A 16783-nucleotide genomic window follows, 5' to 3' on the forward strand; every position below is an offset into this window, starting at 1 on the left:
AGGATAGTCAGCGCCCGGTTTGCCCGCAACCAGCTTGGCGTACCGGCGATTTCCGCCTATTTACATGACGCACAACAGATTTCTCAGGTTTCTGTCATGACCGCCTCGCTCAAAGCCATCAACGGCAGCGCCGAATTGTCGACGCTGATGACCGATCTCGGACGCCGCGCCCGCGCCGCCGCCCGGGTGCTGGCGCTGGCGCCGCCGGAGCAGAAGAACCGCGCGCTAGAAGCGATGGAGCGGGCGATCCGCGCCGAAGCCGACAAGATCCTCGCCGCCAATGCCGAGGATGTCGCCGACGCCAAGGCGTCTGGCGCCAATTCGGCCTTCCTCGACCGGCTGACGCTGACACCCGCACGCGTCGAGGCGATGGCCGAAGGCATCGCGGTGGTGCGCGGCATCGCCGATCCGATCGGGACCGTGACCGAGAGCTGGCAGCGGCCCAACGGCATGACCATCGAGCGCGTGCGCGTGCCGCTCGGCGTCGTCGCGGTGATCTACGAGAGCCGCCCCAACGTCACTGCCGACGCCGGCGTGCTGTGCCTGAAGTCCGGCAATGCCGTGATCCTGCGCGGTGGTTCGGAGAGTTTCCGCTCCGGCCGCGCCATTCATGACTGCCTGGTGCAGGGGCTGCGCGAAGCCGGGCTCCCCGAGGCCGCGATCACGCTGGTGCCCACCCGAGACCGTGCCGCCGTGGGCCTGCTGCTGTCCGGACTCGACGGCAGCGTCGACGTCATCGTGCCGCGCGGCGGCAAAAGCCTGGTGGCGCGCGTCGAGAGCGAGGCGCGCGTGCCGGTGTTCGCGCATCTGGAAGGCGTCAACCACGTTTATGTCGATCGCAGCGCGGATCTCGACATGGCTAAGTCGATCGTGCTCAACGCCAAGATGCGCCGCACCGGCGTCTGCGGTGCCGCCGAGACGCTGCTGATCGACCGCGCCGCGGCTGCGACGCATCTCGCCCCGCTGATCACCATGCTGATCGACTCCGGCTGCGAAGTGCGCGGCGATGACGCCGTGCAGCGCGTCGATGCCCGCGTCACACCAGCCGCCGAACAGGATTGGGATACCGAATATCTCGACGCCGTGATTGCCGCCAAGCTGGTCGACGGCGTCGATGCCGCGATCGGGCATATTCATCAGCATGGCTCGCACCATACCGATGCGATCGTCGCGGGCGACCCGCAGGCGGCGGCGAAGTTTCTCGACGAGGTCGATTCCGCCATTGTGCTGCACAACGCCTCGACCCAGTTCGCCGATGGCGGCGAGTTCGGCTTCGGCGCCGAGATCGGCATCGCGACGGGCAAATTCCACGCCCGCGGGCCGGTCGGCGCCGAGCAGCTCACCACGTTCAAATATCGGGTGCACGGCACCGGGCAAACGCGGCCGTGAGACATTCCCTCATCCTGCGTGGACGTGTGATTTGACGCCAGATCCCGTCGCGGCCCGTCGTGCTGTTCCGGCCTACAGCCGGGGCATGCGGATCGGCCTGCTCGGCGGTTCCTTCAATCCGCCGCACGAAGCCCACCGGGCGATCAGCCGGTTTGCGCTGACTCGGCTGAAGCTGGATCGGATCTGGTGGCTGGTGTCGCCGGGCAATCCCCTGAAGGATGTGTCGGCGCTGTGCGAACTCGACTCCCGGCTGGCGGCAGCCCACGCGGTAGCCGACGATCCGCGTATCCAGATCAGCGGCCTGGAGGCGGCGATCGGTACCCGCTTTACCGCGGATACCGTCGCCTATTTGCATCAGCATTGCCCGGGCGCGCGGTTCGTCTGGATCATGGGCGCCGACAATCTGGCGCAGTTCCATCGCTGGCAGCGCTGGCGTTCGATCGCCGAGTCGTTGCCGATTGCGGTGGTAGACCGGCCGCCGGCGACGTTTCGGGCGCTGGCCGCTCCAGCCGCCCAGGCGCTGCGTCAATATCGCTTGCCGAGCAGCGCGGCCGCGACCCTGGCCGATCAGCGCCCGCCGTCGTGGGTCTTCCTGACAGGGCTGAAGTCGCCACTGTCCTCGACGGCGCTGCGGAACCCCGACGGAAGTTGGAAGAAATGAAGTGACTGTGTCGTCTGGATTGTTGAAACCATCATCCCCACATGCCTAGTATAGTGTTCAGACGCCGGGATTCGGCGCCTGCGATACAGTGAAAGGAAAGGTCCCTGACCACATCTGTATTGTCCCAGTCGTCACTGCCGAAGGCAGTTGCGACGAAAGCAGTGAAGGCGAAGGCCACGTCGAAGGCTGTTACTTCGCGAGTCACTGCTGCGACGGCCGAAGTGCCGGCGCAGAACGCGCTCTCCAGGACGCAGCTGTCGGCCGAGGAGACGCTCAAGCTGATCCTCTCCCGCCTCGACGACATGAAGGCGGAAGAAACGATCGCTATCGACATTCGCGGCAAATCGGCGATGTTCGACTACATGGTCGTCACCAGCGGACGAGCCAACCGTCATGTCGGTGCGATCGCCGAGAACGTCGCCAAAGCACTGAAAGAAGCCGGCATCGCCAAAATCCATGTTGAGGGCCTAACCAACTGCGATTGGGTGCTGATGGATTGCGGCGACGTGGTGGTACACGTGTTTCGGCCGGAAGTCCGCGAGTTCTATAATCTCGAGCGATTGTGGACCCAGGGCCCGCAGCCGGCAAAGACGCTGTAGCGTCTGGCGGACGCGCACTCGCTGTGTCCGCGTCCTTGTATTTGGCTGTTGCCGGCCGGGTGCCGCCATAGGTCGGCGCGGTGCGGAAGGTGAGAGAGTCTGCGTCCGCCACCATGCGCCTCACCGTGATTGCCGTCGGCAAACTCAAACAAGGTCCCGAACGCGACCTTGCCGACCGCTACAAAACCCGCTTCGACGATATCGGCCGCAAGCTCGGCTTTCGCGGGCTCGACGTCCATGAGCTCGGCGAAAGCCGCGCGCGTGATGCGGCGTCCCGGATGGCCGAGGAGGCCGCCGCCATCTCGGCGTTGATAGCCGAAGGCAGCGTGCTGGTGGCGCTCGACGAACGAGGCCAAAGCCTCGACAGCGCCAGCTTCGCAGCGCAGCTCGGGCGCTGGCGCGACGCCTCGGTGCCCGGTACTATTTTTGTGATCGGCGGTGCGGACGGACTTTCGCCCGAATTGCGGCGCAAGGCAAAGCTGTGCCTGTCGTTTGGCGCCGCGACGTGGCCGCACCAAATGGTCCGTGTGATGCTGCTAGAGCAGATCTACCGGGCAGCGACGATATTGGCGGGACATCCTTACCATCGTGCCTAGCGAGCGCCGCAGCGACCAGATGCATCACGACTTTGCGCACCAGAGGTTGGCGACGGCCGCGAGGAGCTCCTCCGGCATCGTGTGGCCGTCGGTTGCGCTGGTGTCGGCCAGCCTGATCTCCGGCATCTGGATCGATCGCGCCGAAGCGCAGACACCGCCCGCGGCCAAGCCAGCGCCGGCGGCTGCGGCGACCGCGGACCTGATCCGCCAGCGCGCGCAGGAGCTGGAGGCCGCGCGCGCCGAGCAGAAGCGGGCTGCCGAGCTGCAGGACAAGCTCAAAGCCGACCTCGCGGCGATCGGTGAAGACCGGACCAAGCTCAACCAGCAGCTGATCGACATCGCCGCCAAGGTTCGCGCCGTCGAAGCCAAGATCAACGACGCCGAAGCCCGGCTGGTGCCGCTGGACGCTCGCGAGGGCCAGATCCGCAGCTCGCTCGAGCAGCGCCGCGGCGAGATCGGTGAAGTGCTCGCCGCGCTGCAGCGCGCCGGGCGGCGCGCGCCGCCGGCACTTTTGGTTCGGCCCGAGGACGCGCTGCAATCGCTGCGCACCGCCATTCTGCTTGGCGCCGTGGTGCCCGATCTGCGCGACCGCGCCGAACGGCTCGCCACCGACCTCGGCGAACTGGTCACGTTGCGCAGGACCATCGCGGCCGAGCGCGACCAGCTCGCCGCCGACCGCGGCGCCATGACGGCCGACCAGACCCGGCTGGCGGCGCTGGTCGACGAACGGCAGCGCAAGCAAAGCAACGTCGAAAAGGACATCGAGACCGAACGCTCCCGGGCGCTGACGCTGTCGCGCCAGGTCGATAGCCTCACCGGGCTGATCGCCAAGATGGAGCAGGATCTCAAGAGCGCCGCCAAGGCGGCCGCTGCGGCCAGCCAGAAGGGCACCCCGATGGCGAACCTGGCGGCGCTGAAGGACCCTGGCCGGCTGAGCCCGGCGATCGCGTTCGCCTCAGCCAAAGGCATGCTGGGCCTGCCGGTCAACGGTACCAAGATCCGGGAGTTTGGCCGCCCTGACGGGGTCGGCGGCGTCGAGCGCGGGATTTCACTGTCGACGCGGGCGGGCGCTCAGGTCACAACCCCGTGTGACGGCTGGGTTGTGTATGCCGGACCGTTTCGCTCTTATGGACAACTCTTGATCCTCAATGCCGGTGGCGGATATCATGTTCTGATCGCCGGGATGGAGCGGATTTCGGTCAACATCGGCCAATTCGTGCTCACGGGAGAGCCGGTGGCGACCATGGGGACGACGTCGCAGGTCGCTTCGATCCTGGCGGCGAATGTCAGTCAGCCCGTGCTCTATATCGAGTTCCGTAAGGACGGCACTCCCATTGATCCAGGCCCATGGTGGGCCGCAAACGAAGGCGAAAAGGTTCGCGGATGATGCGCAAGACTTCGGTAATCCTCCTCAGCGCGGTCACGGGCGCTGCGCTGACGCTTTTCGTCACCCAGCCGCGGTCGATGCTGATGGGCTCGACGGCGCGTGCCGCGACGTCCGATACGTATCGTCAGCTCAATCTGTTCGGTGACGTGTTCGAGCGCGTGCGCAGCGACTACGTCGAAAAGCCGGACGACGGCAAGCTGATCGAATCCGCGATCAGCGGCATGCTCACCGGCCTCGATCCGCATTCGAGCTACATGGACGCCAAGAGCTTCCGTGACATGCAGGTGCAGACCCGCGGTGAGTTCGGCGGTCTCGGCATCGAAGTCACCATGGAAGACGGCCTGATCAAGGTGGTGTCGCCGATCGATGATACCCCGGCCTCGAAGGCCGGCATCATGGCCAACGACATCATCACCAATCTGGACGACGAAGCCGTGCAGGGCCTGACCCTGAACCAGGCGGTCGAGAAGATGCGCGGCCCGGTCAACACCAAGATCAGGCTCAAGATCATGCGCAAGGGCCAGGACAACCCGATCGAAGTCACGCTGGTGCGCGACAACATCCGGGTTCGCTCGGTGCGCGCCCGCGTCGAATCCGACGACATCGCCTACATCCGCATCACCACCTTCAACGAGCAGACCACCGAGGGGCTCAAGAAGGAGATCGCCAACCTGACCAACCAGATCGGCGCCGACAAGCTGAAGGGCTTCATCCTCGATCTGCGCAACAATCCGGGCGGCCTGCTGGAAGAGGCCGTGACGGTCTCCGACACCTTCCTGGATCGCGGCGAGATCGTCTCGACCCGTGGCCGCAATGCCGAAGAGACCCAGCGCCGCTCCGCCCATGCGGGCGATCTGACCAAAGGCAAACCTGTGATCGTGCTGGTCAATGGCGGTTCGGCCTCGGCGTCCGAAATCGTCGCCGGCGCGCTGCAGGACCACAAGCGCGCCACGCTGGTCGGTACCCGGTCGTTCGGCAAGGGTTCGGTGCAGACCATCATCCCGCTCGGCAGCGGCAATGGCGCACTGCGGCTGACCACGGCGCGCTACTACACGCCGTCGGGCAAGTCGATCCAGGCCAAGGGCATCACTCCGGACATCGAGGTGCTGCAGGACGTGCCGGAGGAGCTCAAGGCCCGCACCGATACCAAGGGCGAAGCTTCGCTGCGCGGCCACCTCAAGGGCCAGGACGGCGACGAGAAGACCGGCTCGCAGTCCTACGTGCCGCCGGAGGCCAAGGACGACAAGGCGCTGAAGACCGCCGCCGACTTGCTGCACGGCATCAAGGCCACCTCGAACGCTCCGACCGCACCGGCTCCGGGCGAGAAGGCGGCGATCGACAAGCCGGCGGGCAACAAAGCGGCGAACTGATCGCCGGCATTATCCAGGCTTCTCTAAAGGGCGGCTCTCGGGCCGCCCTTTTTGCTGCGCTCTGTTCGGGCAATCGGTTGCGGGGCGCAGTTGCCGCCCGCAGCACGCGACGTGGTAACGTGAAGGTGGGTGATTCGGGAGACGGTTGGCTGTGGCGGCGGACGAACTGAGCACACCGCTGGGACAGAAGCGCGGGCGGCTGCGCCGCTTCCGCCTGCCCTTCACCGCCACCCAGGCGATCGCGACCGTGCTGGGCCTGTTTCTGCTCACATTTTTGGGCTTCGCACTGTTCAACGACGATCCGCTCGGCGGCGAGCCGATCGCCCGGATCACGTTGAAAGCGCCGGCCTCGCCGACGGACGCCGCGGCGCCGGGCGAGAAGGCTCAGGTCGACAAGGGCGCCGCCGACAAAGCGGCCGCAGAATCAGCCGCCGCCAAATCGGGCGACAAGAAATCCGACCAGGCCGAGGCCAGGGACGCCGCGGGGCCAGGGCAGAAGACCATCACCATCATCGACGGCTCGAGCGGCAGCCGTCAGAACGTCGTGGTCTCGACCGACGACAAGGACGCTGCCGCCGGCGCGGCCCCGACCACCAGCAACGGCATCAATCCACGGCTACTCGAACAATCCCGCTACGGCATGATCCCGGTCGCGGCCGGCACGCTGAAGCCGTTCTCGGCCTATGCGATGGCGACCGATGCGGATCGCGCCAAGGCCGACAAGATGCCGACCGTCGCGATCGTCGTCACCGGCCTCGGTGTCGGCGCCGCGCGGACGAACGAGGCCGTGATGAAGCTGCCGCGCGCCGTGGCGCTGGCGTTCACGCCCTACGGCTCCGAACCCGGCAAGCTGGTCGAAGATGCGCGGGCCAAGCAGCACGAGGTGTTGCTGCAGCTGCCGATGGAGCCGTTCGACTATCCGGACAACGATCCAGGCCCGCAGACGCTGCTGAGTTCATCGGCGCCCGAGCAGAACATCGACCGCCTGAACTGGCACCTCAGCCGCTTCCAGGGCTATGTCGGCGTGACGAACTTCATGGGCGCCCGCTTCGTGGCGACCGAGGCGGCGATGCAGCCGATCATCCGCGACGCCGCCAGGCGCGGGCTCGGCTATCTGGACGACGGCACTGCGCCGCGCAGCGTCGCCGCCGGTCTCGCCAAATCGCTGGCGATGCCGTTCGGACGCGCCGACCTGACCGTCGACACGGTGCCGACGGCGGCCGAAATCGACAAGGCGCTGGCGCGGCTGGAAGTCCTCGCCAAGGAGCGCGGCAACGCCATCGGCACGGCCTCGGCGCTGCCTGTTTCGATTGAACGAATTGTTAGCTGGAGCAAGAGCTTGGAGAGCCGGGGCGTGGTTCTGGTGCCATTGACAACCGCGATGCTGAAATCAAAATCCACCTAGGGCATGATCCCGATAGCGAGAATGGCCGCCCGAACCGGCAGGCTCGGGCGATGTGGATCCGGGGACCGTTGACCAGCGGCGGCGTTGGTGATCCGAAGGGGCTGGTGAAGCATCGCCACGCCCGAAACGTTTGAGGTCCGCGACAAGCGGACGGAGGCACTGATCGAATGGCGCGCTACGAGGACCTGCCCTACCGAACATGCGTCGGCATGATGCTGATCAACCGAGCGGGGCTGGTTTTCATCGGACGCCGCGCCGGCGGCATCGAGCATGTCGACGACACCCATGTCTGGCAAATGCCGCAAGGCGGCGTCGATCCCGGCGAGGACACCTGGGAAGCCGCCAAGCGCGAGCTCTATGAAGAAACCAACGTGCGCTCGGTCGAGAAGATCGGCGAAGTGCCCGATTGGCTGATCTATGACATTCCCCGCACCGTCGCCGGCCGCGCCTGGAAAGGCCGCTACCGCGGCCAGCGCCAGAAATGGTTCGCGATCCGCTTCACCGGGCCGGACTCCGAAATCGACGTCGTCGCGCCGCCCGGCCACAAGTCGGAATTCACCAGCTGGCGCTGGGAGCCGATGCAGAACCTGCCCGACCTGATCGTGCCCTTCAAACGCCCGGTCTATGAGCGCGTGGTGAAGGAATTCTCGCAGCTCGCGGCGGCGGTGTAGAGCCCGCCAGTTCAGCGGCGGCCAGCGTTCGGCATCGCCATCTCAACCGTCATTGCGAGCGCAGCGAAGCAATCCAGAGCGCAGTGCATAGAGCTGGATTGCTTCGCTACGCTCGCAATGACGGGGATAGGTCGGGTTCCTGTCCCTGACACCTGACGCGCACGGATTGAACAACGCCGCCAGCAGCTACTCAGGCCCCCAGCGCCACCCGCAGGATGTGGTCGCAATGGGCCTTCACCGTGTGGTGCGCCAGCACGTGGTCGCGCGCAGCCAGCGCCATGCTGCGCAGTTTGTCCTTGTCGGCGAGCGCGGCCAGCACCGCTCGCTCCAGGCCGCCGGGCTCGATGTCGTAGTACACGCCATGCTGGCCCGCGAGCAGCGGTGCGTAGCGTTCGATCGTCGGATTGTTCATCACCGGCACCGCTTGAACCAGCGGGGCTTCGTAGTGGCGGTAGCAGTCCCAGCCCATGCCTTCCGGCGACCACGCCAGCCAGGAATGCGACATCCGCTCCATGAAGGCATCGTAGGGCAGCCGCTCGGTCGGCTGATCGATCGTCACGCCCAGCGCCCGCAGCCGCTCGAGCTCCGCGAGGCCGGCGGCCCGCACCGTCGAATTGCCCTCGACGGCGCCGGAGAAGAACAGATCGTGGGTCTTCTCGGGAAACGGCGCGTCTCGCCAGCGCGGTTCGAAGCGATATTGCGGCAATGAGATCGGCCGCAGCTTGCCGATGCGGCTCCGCCACTTCGCGCTGCGCCGATAGCGCAGCGTCGGCAGATGCGGATGCACAGTGCCGGCCAGCACCTGCCAGTTGTCGGCCGGCAGTTCGCGCTTGAAATAGGCCTTGGCCTTGTCGAGCAGGAACACGCTGCTCTTGGAAATCTGGAACGAGTCGTCCATCTCGACCGCGACCAGCGGCACCGGCACGTCGAGCCAGCGCAGCATGCTGGGGCCGAATTGCCGGGTCAGCGCCGCCCACGGATGGGTCGGCGTGTAGAAGATGCCGCGCGCCCAATAGCGCGGATGCCAGGGCGAATAGCGCAGGCTGTTGACCACGACGACGTCGTAGGCGCCATCGCGTGCGGCGCGCAGTTCGCGCCAGATCCGATCCGGCGTCGAGAAGCCGTCGAGCTTGCCGAAATCGTCGGTGAGCTTGGTCCAGGTCCACAGGCAGGTGGTCCGCTCGGGATATTGCAGCTTGAAATAGCCGCCGCCGATTTCGAGGATCCGCGCCTGCGAGACGTCCTTGGTGGTGGACCTGGCGGGATCGTGAGTCTCGGGCGTCGCGGGAAGATCGCTCATGAAGGTGGGATCGCCTGCAGGCACGCTCGCCCCAATTCGCGCGGATCGACGCGATCCGACAGTCGCGGCCGGCACGGGTGGGGTCGGCGGCCGGTTCGGCGCTTGCCTAGCATGGGGTTTCTTGTCATTCAATGCGGCGGAAAACGGCCGTCGCGACACGAGGGCTTTGGCATTTTCAGCCGATCCGGTCGCCGTCCGCGGGCGAAGGCGACCTGGGCACGGCTCCAGCCCAGGACTGCGCAATGCGATTGTCTCGTCGAATTCTCGTCAGCGGCGGCGCCGGCTTCATCGGCTCGCATTTGTGCGACAAGCTGCTCGCCGAAGGCCATGAGGTGCTCTGCGTCGACAATTACTTCACCGGCTGGCGGCGCAATATCGAGCATCTGGTCGGTGCGCCGCGCTTCGAGGTGATGCGCCACGACGTTACCTTCCCGCTCTATGTCGAGGTCGACGACATCTACAATCTGGCCTGCCCGGCCTCGCCGGTGCATTACCAGCACGATCCGGTGCAGACGCTGAAGACCAGCGTGCACGGCGCTATCAACATGCTGGGTCTGGCGAAGCGCACGCGGGCCAAAATCTTCCAGGCTTCGACCAGCGAAGTCTACGGTGATCCGACCGTGCATCCGCAGCCGGAAAGCTATTGGGGCCACGTCAACCCGATGGGCATCCGCGCCTGCTACGACGAAGGCAAGCGCGCTGCCGAGACGCTGTTCTTCGACTATCACCGACAGCACAAGGTGAAGATCAAGGTGGCGCGGATCTTCAACACCTACGGGCCGCGGATGCATCCCAATGACGGCCGCGTGGTGTCGAACTTCATCGTCCAGGCGCTGTCCGGCAACGACATCACTATCTATGGCGACGGCAGCCAGACCCGCTCGTTCTGCTACGTCACCGACCTGCTCGACGGCTTCGCGAAATTGATGGCGAGCGGCGATGAGTTCATCGGCCCGGTCAATCTCGGCAACCCGGTCGAGTTCAGCATCCGCCAGCTCGCCGAATTAGTGATCGAGATGACGGATTCGAAATCCAGGATCGTAGCGCTGCCGCTGCCGTCCGACGATCCGAAGCAGCGCCAGCCCGATATCACGCTGGCGCGCAGCGAGCTCGGCTGGGAGCCGAAGGTGCCGCTAGCCGACGGGTTGAAAGAGACGATCGGTTACTTCCGGTCGCTGCTGGCGTCGTGAGCGATCGGCCGCCCGCCGAGACGCTGCCGTATCGGCGCAATGTCGGGATCGCGTTGTTCAGCCCGGAGGGCCGCGTGCTGATCGGCCGGCGGTTTCGCGACGACGGCCCGGAGATCGTTCTGCCCGGCCTGGAATGGCAGATGCCACAGGGCGGCATCGACGAGGGCGAGGCGCCCGAGGTCGCTGTGCTGCGCGAGCTGTGGGAGGAGACCGGGGTGACCGACGCCGTGATGCTCGGTGAGACCGACTGGCTGACTTACGACTTCCCGCCTTATGACGGCCCGGCGCATCGCCTCGCGGTGTTTCGCGGCCAACGCCAGAAGTGGTTCGCGCTGCGCTTCACCGGCGACGAGCGCGACATCGATCCGCTCGCGGTGCGCAACGACATGCCGCCGGAATTCGACGCCTGGCGCTGGGAGCGGCTCGACCGGGTCGCCGATCTGGTGGTGCCGTTCCGGCGCAAAGTGTACCGCGAGGTGGCACGGAGCTTTGCGCGGTTTGCGTCTGGTTAGTAGACCGCTAGCGCAGCGGTCGGGGCGCCCTCACCCCAACCCTCTCCCGCAAGCGGGAGAGGGGGCGCGCTTTGCGCGGGGCAAGGCAACGGCCCACCTGACAACAGTCAGGCCAATCCTAATAGTTTAGTCTCAAGCTAATTGGATGCACTGTCTCGCCCCGAGCACGGCGAGCTCCCTCTCCCGCTTGCGGGAGAGGGTTGGGGTGAGGGTGCCCCAGGCAACGAGTTAGTTCAGCTCAGCAAGACTGGCACTAACCAGCCAGCCTGCCTCAGTGCATCGCGGTGGTGTTGAGCTGGTGCTGGATGCTCTTGTAGTGATCGAGCCGTGCGATCGCGCTGTCGAGTTCGTCGCCGACCTTACCGGGGAGCTGCTGCTCCATGGTGGTGATGGTTTCGGCGAAGCCCTGCAGGTCGATCTCGGTCGCCGCGGTGGCGACGTCGGCCAGCACGGTCAGGCCCTTCTCGGACACTTCGGCGATGCCGCCGAGCACCACGATCTTGCGCTGACTGCCGCCGGCCGTCACCGTCAGAATGCCGGGACGGATCACCGCCACCACCGGCGCATGGCCGGCGAGCACGCCGAAATCACCCTCGGCGCCCGGGATGTCGACCTGATCGACCTCGCCCGAGAAGGCGACTTGTTCGGGCGAAACCAGATCGAAGTGGAAGGTGGCCATTGGGAGCTACTCTCTCTGCGGTCACCCGCGGGCGCGACCCGCGGGTCCATCAGGCAATTGATCTTGGTTGATGGATGGCCGGGTCAAGCCCGGCCATGACGGGTCTTTTGCTTACGCCGCTTCCGCAGCCAGCTTCTTGCCCTTCTCGACGGCTTCTTCGATGGCGCCGACCATGTAGAACGCCGCTTCCGGCAGGTGGTCGTACTTGCCTTCGCAGATCGCGCGGAAGCCCTTGATGGTGTCGGCGAGCTCGACGAACTTGCCCGGCGAGCCGGTGAAGATTTCGGCGACGAAGAACGGCTGCGACAGGAAGCGCTCGATCTTGCGGGCGCGGGCGACCGCGAGCTTGTCCTCTTCCGACAGTTCGTCCATGCCCAGAATGGCGATGATGTCCTGCAGCGACTTGTACTTCTGCAGCACCTGCTGAACCATACGGGCGGTCTGGTAGTGCTCTTCGCCGACGATCAGCGGCGACAGCATGCGCGAGGTCGAGTCGAGCGGATCCACCGCCGGGTAGATGCCCTTTTCCGAGATCGCGCGGTTGAGCACGGTGGTCGCGTCCAAGTGGGCGAACGAGGTGGCGGGCGCCGGGTCGGTCAAGTCGTCGGCCGGCACGTAGATCGCCTGCACCGAGGTGATCGAGCCCTTGTTGGTGGTGGTGATGCGCTCCTGCAGCGCGCCCATGTCGGTCGCGAGCGTCGGCTGATAACCCACCGCCGACGGAATACGGCCGAGCAGCGCCGACACTTCCGAACCCGCCTGGGTGAAGCGGAAGATGTTGTCGACGAAGAACAGCACGTCCTGACCCTGATCGCGGAAGTGCTCGGCGACAGTCAGTCCCGACAGCGCGACGCGGGCGCGGGCGCCGGGCGGCTCGTTCATCTGGCCGTACACCAGGGCGCACTTGGAGCCTTCGCCGCCGCCCTTCTTGTTGACGCCGGATTCGATGAACTCGTGATAAAGGTCGTTGCCTTCGCGGGTGCGCTCGCCGACGCCGGCGAACACCGAGTAACCACCGTGCGCCTTGGCGACGTTGTTGATCAGTTCCTGAATCAGCACGGTCTTGCCGACGCCGGCGCCGCCGAACAGGCCGATCTTGCCGCCCTTGGCGTAGGGCGCCAAGAGGTCGACGACCTTGATGCCGGTGACGAGAATTTCAGCTTCGGTCGACTGGTCGGTGTAGGTCGGCGCCTCGGCGTGGATCGGACGCAGGCCCTCATTGGCGACCGGGCCCTGTTCGTCGACCGGCTCGCCGATGACGTTCATGATGCGGCCGAGCGTGCCGACGCCGACCGGAACGCGGATCGGAGCGCCGGTGTCGGTGACTTCCTGGCCGCGGACCAGACCCTCGGTGGTGTCCATCGCGATGGTGCGGACGGTGGATTCGCCGAGGTGCTGGGCGACTTCGAGCACCAGGCGGTTGTCGCCGTTCTTGGTCTCGAGCGCGTTCAGAATGGCCGGCAGGTGGCCTTCGAACTGCACGTCGACGACGGCGCCGATGACCTGGGTAATGCGTCCGGTCTGATTGGCGGGTGTAGCCATTAAACTCTCTCCCTGAAGTCCGAATTCGAAATCACGGTCGTCGACCGGATGATAGCTTGAAGATTAGATCGCCTCGGCGCCCGAGATGATCTCGATCAGTTCCTTGGTGATCATCGCCTGACGCGTGCGGTTGTAGATCAGGGTCTGCTTCCTGATCATGTCGCCGGCGTTGCGGGTGGCGTTGTCCATCGCGCTCATCTGCGCGCCGTAGAACGACGCGTTGTTTTCGAGCAGCGCCCGGAAGATCTGCACCGCGAGGTTGCGCGGCAGCAGGCTGGAGAGGATCTCGTCCTCCTCCGGCTCGTATTCGTAGTTGGTGGCGACCGCGCCGGCGGCCGGCGCCTCGACCACCAGCGGGATCAGCTGCTGAGCGGTCGGAATCTGCGAGATCACCGACTTGAAGCGCGAGTAGAACAGCGTGCAGACGTCGAACTCGCCGTTGTTGAAGCGGGCGATCACCTTGCGGGCGATGTCCTCGGCATTGACGAAGCCGAGCTGGCGAACCGAGCGCAGCTCGATGTTCTCGATGATCTGCTTGTCGAAGGTGCGGCGCAGCTGCTCGTAGCCCTTGCGGCCGACGCAGAAGAATTTGACTTCCTTGCCCTGATTCATCAGCGCCAGCGCGCGCTCGCGCGCCAGGCGGACGATCGAGGAGTTGAAGGCGCCCGACAGGCCGCGCTCGCCGGTGCACACCAGCAGCAGATGGACCTGATCCTTGCCGGTGCCGGCGAGCAGCACCGGTGCGCCGGGCGAGCCCGCGGCGGCGCCGGCGATGTTCGAGATCACCGCATCCATCTTCTCGGCGTAGGGCCGCGCGGCTTCGGCCGCGGTCTGGGCGCGGCGCAGCTTCGAGGCCGCGACCATCTGCATGGCCTTGGTAATCTTCTGCGTCGCCTTGGTCGAGGCGATGCGGACGCGCATGTCCTTAAGTGAAGCCATTCTCAGTCCACCCCGACGATCAGATCGACAATCCGACCGCAAACCTCACATTGGTCATGCCCGGGCTCGTCCCGGGCACCCACGATTCCGAAATCTCACCGCACAGGCGAATGGCCGGCGCGAGGCCGGCCATCACGCACTTAGGCGAAGGTCTTGGCGTAGTTCTCGACCACCGCCTTGAGCTTGGCAGCGGTGTCGTCCGACAGGTCGCGGCTGGTGCGGATCGATTCCAGGATCGCCGACTCCTTGCCGCGCAGCAGCGACAGCAGGCCGTCTTCGAACGACCGCACCTTGTTCAGCGGCAGCGCGTCGAGATAGCCGTTGGTGCCGGCCCAGATCACCACCACCTGCTCTTCCATCTTGAGCGGCGAGAACTGCGGCTGCTTCAGGAGCTCGGTGAGGCGCGAGCCGCGATTCAGGAGGCGCTGGGTCGAGGCGTCGAGGTCGGAGCCGAACTGCGCGAACGCCGCCATTTCGCGGTACTGCGCCAGCTCGCCCTTGATCTTGCCGGCGACCTTCTTCATCGCCTTGGTCTGCGCCGAGGAACCGACGCGCGATACCGACAGACCGACGTTCACGGCCGGACGGATGCCCTGGAAGAACAGGTCGGTTTCCAGGAAGATCTGGCCGTCGGTGATCGAAATCACGTTGGTCGGGATGTAGGCCGACACGTCGTTGGCCTGGGTTTCGATGACCGGCAGAGCGGTCAGCGAACCGGCGCCGTGGTCGTCGTTGAGCTTGGCGGCGCGCTCGAGCAAGCGGGAGTGCAGGTAGAACACGTCGCCCGGATAGGCTTCGCGGCCCGGCGGGCGGCGAAGCAGCAGCGACATCTGGCGATAGGCGACGGCCTGCTTCGACAGATCGTCATAGATGATCACGGCGTGCATGCCGTTGTCGCGGAAGTATTCGCCCATCGTGCAGCCGGTGAACGGCGCGATGTACTGCATCGGCGCCGGGTCCGACGCGGTGGCGGCGACGACGATCGAGTATTCCAGCGCGCCCTGCTCTTCGAGGACCTTGACGAACTGGGCGACAGTGGAGCGCTTCTGGCCGACCGCGACGTAGACGCAGTACAGCTTCTGGCTTTCCGGCGCGCCTTCGACGTTCAGCGGCTTCTGGTTCAGGATGGTGTCGAGCGCGATCGCGGTCTTGCCGGTCTGGCGGTCACCGATGATCAGCTCGCGCTGGCCACGGCCGACCGGGATCAGGGCGTCGATCGCCTTGAGGCCGGTCGCCATCGGCTCGTTCACCGACTTGCGCGGAATGATGCCGGGAGCTTTGACGTCGACGCGCTTGCGCTCGGTCGCCTGGATCGGGCCCTTGCCGTCGATCGGGTTGCCCAGCGCGTCGACGACGCGGCCGAGCAGGCCCTTGCCGACCGGCGCGTCCACGATCGAACGGGTACGCTTGACGGTCTGGCCTTCCTTGATCTCGCGGTCGGCGCCGAAGATCACGATGCCGACGTTGTCGGTTTCGAGGTTCAGCGCCATGCCGCGCGTGCCGTTCTCGAACTCGACCATCTCGCCGGCGAGGACGTTGTCCAGACCATAGACACGGGCGATGCCGTCACCGACGGACAGCACCTGCCCGACTTCGGTGACTTCGGCTTCCTGTCCGAAATTCTTGATCTGGTCCTTGAGGATCGCGGAAATTTCCGCGGCGCGGATGTCCATCAGCCTGCCTCTTTCATCGCGTGCTTGATCGAATTGAGTTTGGTGCGGATCGAACTGTCGACCATGCGGCTGCCGAGCTTGACGACAAGCCCGCCGATGATCGCCGGATCGACGTTGATATTGAGGGTGACGTCTTTGCCGGTCACCGACTTGAGCGCGGTCTTCAGCGCGTCGAGATTCTTGTCGCTGAGGTTCTCGGCGACGGTAACGTCGGCCGTGGCCTCGCCCTTGAACTTCGCCACCAGCGCCCGATAGGCACGGATCACGTCCGCCACCGCGAACAGCCGGCGGTTGGCGGCGAGCAGCTTGAGGAAGTTGGCGCTGATGCCGGTGATGCCGGCCTTGTCGAGCACGGCGCCCAGCGCCTTGCCCTGAACGTCGGCGCCGAACACCGGGCTGCGCACCAGGCGCAGCAGGTCCGGGCTGTCCTTCAGCAGGGCGCTGAACTTGTCCAGATCGGCCTTGACCGCATCGACGACTTTCTCATCGCGGGCCAGTTCAAACAGGGCGGTCGCGTAACGACCAGAGACTCCGGAAACCGATGGATCTTCAGATGCCACAGACGCGCTCTTTTGTGCTGTCAAATTGCCAAGAGAAAAACCGTCGCCACGTCGCGGCGCCCCCGATTTAAGCCCTTGGAATTCAAGCTGGACTTGGATTTTGGACCGGCACGATGAGCCGGCGACCTTGAAAATCGCGGCTTTGCTAACATAGCGCGCGCACGCGCGCAACATGACGCACCGGGTCCGGACGGTCTGTCGCATTTCTTCTGCGCGGCCGCATCGCAAGACGGAATTTGAACCGCCGCGCCCACCCGGAGCCGAGCAGAGACCCCTCCGCAGGCCCGCCCCAGGGCGCCGCTCGAATTCT

16 protein-coding genes are annotated in these 16783 nt (G+C 65.6%); 10 read left to right on the plus strand and 6 right to left on the minus strand.

Translation table 11 applies throughout. The features are described from left to right. Window positions 1-96: 96 nt before the first annotated feature. The 8 genes from D4Q52_RS13540 (at window position 97) to D4Q52_RS13575 (ending at window position 8078) form a co-directional block, all read left to right on the plus strand. Entirely contained in the window at window positions 97-1389 is a 1293-nt protein-coding gene (locus D4Q52_RS13540) for a glutamate-5-semialdehyde dehydrogenase (protein WP_119857088.1), read from the plus strand. Window positions 1390-1420: 31 nt separating this feature from the next. Continuing rightward, on the plus strand, window positions 1421-2050 hold the full coding sequence (locus tag D4Q52_RS13545) for a nicotinate-nucleotide adenylyltransferase (RefSeq protein WP_119857089.1): 630 nt from the start codon (window positions 1421-1423) through the stop codon (window positions 2048-2050). 221 nt (window positions 2051-2271) lie between these two features. Further along, the gene (gene rsfS, locus D4Q52_RS26765) at window positions 2272-2649 is read left to right on the plus strand and encodes a ribosome silencing factor (RefSeq protein WP_425328486.1); all 378 of its coding nucleotides are present in this window, start codon (window positions 2272-2274) and stop codon (window positions 2647-2649) included. Window positions 2650-2762: 113 nt separating this feature from the next. Next, entirely contained in the window at window positions 2763-3245 is a 483-nt protein-coding gene (gene rlmH / locus D4Q52_RS13555) for a 23S rRNA (pseudouridine(1915)-N(3))-methyltransferase RlmH (protein ID WP_119857090.1), read from the plus strand. Window positions 3246-3264: 19 nt separating this feature from the next. After that, window positions 3265-4632, plus strand: coding sequence for a murein hydrolase activator EnvC family protein (locus tag D4Q52_RS13560; protein ID WP_119857091.1), 1368 nt, complete (start codon window positions 3265-3267; stop codon window positions 4630-4632). Beyond that, a complete protein-coding gene (locus D4Q52_RS13565; protein ID WP_119857092.1) occupies window positions 4629-6002 on the plus strand; it encodes a S41 family peptidase in 1374 nt (457 codons plus the stop codon). Before D4Q52_RS13560 ends, D4Q52_RS13565 begins: the two co-directional genes overlap by 4 nt. Before the next feature lie 151 nt (window positions 6003-6153). After that, window positions 6154-7407, plus strand: a complete 1254-nt coding sequence (locus tag D4Q52_RS13570) for a divergent polysaccharide deacetylase family protein (protein WP_119857093.1) — start codon at window positions 6154-6156, stop codon at window positions 7405-7407. Between the two features lie 167 nt (window positions 7408-7574). Then, complete coding sequence (locus D4Q52_RS13575; protein ID WP_119857094.1) at window positions 7575-8078, plus strand: RNA pyrophosphohydrolase; 504 nt, start codon at window positions 7575-7577, stop codon at window positions 8076-8078. Window positions 8079-8268: 190 nt separating this feature from the next. Here the strand turns inward: D4Q52_RS13575 and D4Q52_RS13580 are convergent, their stop codons facing one another. Then, window positions 8269-9378, minus strand: a complete 1110-nt coding sequence (locus D4Q52_RS13580; RefSeq protein ID WP_234831192.1) for a glycosyltransferase — start codon at window positions 9376-9378, stop codon at window positions 8269-8271. Between the two features lie 242 nt (window positions 9379-9620). On the opposite strand from D4Q52_RS13580, the gene D4Q52_RS13585 reads away from it, so the two are divergent. Together D4Q52_RS13585 and D4Q52_RS13590 are read left to right on the plus strand one after the other, a co-directional pair. After that, complete coding sequence (locus D4Q52_RS13585; RefSeq protein WP_119857095.1) at window positions 9621-10568, plus strand: UDP-glucuronic acid decarboxylase family protein; 948 nt, start codon at window positions 9621-9623, stop codon at window positions 10566-10568. After that, a complete protein-coding gene (locus D4Q52_RS13590) occupies window positions 10565-11080 on the plus strand; it encodes an RNA pyrophosphohydrolase (RefSeq protein ID WP_119857096.1) in 516 nt (171 codons plus the stop codon). Before D4Q52_RS13585 ends, D4Q52_RS13590 begins: the two co-directional genes overlap by 4 nt. A 271-nt stretch (window positions 11081-11351) precedes the next feature. On the opposite strand, the gene D4Q52_RS13595 is transcribed toward D4Q52_RS13590, so the two are convergent. The 5 genes from D4Q52_RS13595 to D4Q52_RS13615 all read right to left on the minus strand — a co-directional run bounded on the left by D4Q52_RS13595 (window position 11352) and on the right by D4Q52_RS13615 (window position 16473). Then, entirely contained in the window at window positions 11352-11759 is a 408-nt protein-coding gene (locus tag D4Q52_RS13595) for a F0F1 ATP synthase subunit epsilon (protein ID WP_119857097.1), read from the minus strand. Between the two features lie 111 nt (window positions 11760-11870). Next, entirely contained in the window at window positions 11871-13301 is a 1431-nt protein-coding gene (atpD, locus tag D4Q52_RS13600) for a F0F1 ATP synthase subunit beta (RefSeq protein ID WP_119857098.1), read from the minus strand. Between the two features lie 63 nt (window positions 13302-13364). Continuing rightward, window positions 13365-14240, minus strand: coding sequence for a F0F1 ATP synthase subunit gamma (locus D4Q52_RS13605; RefSeq protein WP_119857099.1), 876 nt, complete (start codon window positions 14238-14240; stop codon window positions 13365-13367). Window positions 14241-14380: 140 nt separating this feature from the next. Then, the gene (gene atpA, locus D4Q52_RS13610; RefSeq protein WP_119857100.1) at window positions 14381-15913 is read right to left on the minus strand and encodes a F0F1 ATP synthase subunit alpha; all 1533 of its coding nucleotides are present in this window, start codon (window positions 15911-15913) and stop codon (window positions 14381-14383) included. Further along, window positions 15913-16473: a F0F1 ATP synthase subunit delta gene (locus D4Q52_RS13615; protein WP_119857101.1), complete on the minus strand. Its 561-nt coding sequence runs from the start codon at window positions 16471-16473 to the stop codon at window positions 15913-15915. The genes atpA and D4Q52_RS13615 overlap by 1 nt, the downstream gene beginning before the upstream one ends. Between the last annotated feature and the right edge of the window lie 310 nt (window positions 16474-16783).

Source organism: Rhodopseudomonas palustris, assembly GCF_003591005.1.
Taxonomy (GTDB): Bacteria; Pseudomonadota; Alphaproteobacteria; order Rhizobiales; family Xanthobacteraceae; genus Rhodopseudomonas; species Rhodopseudomonas palustris_K.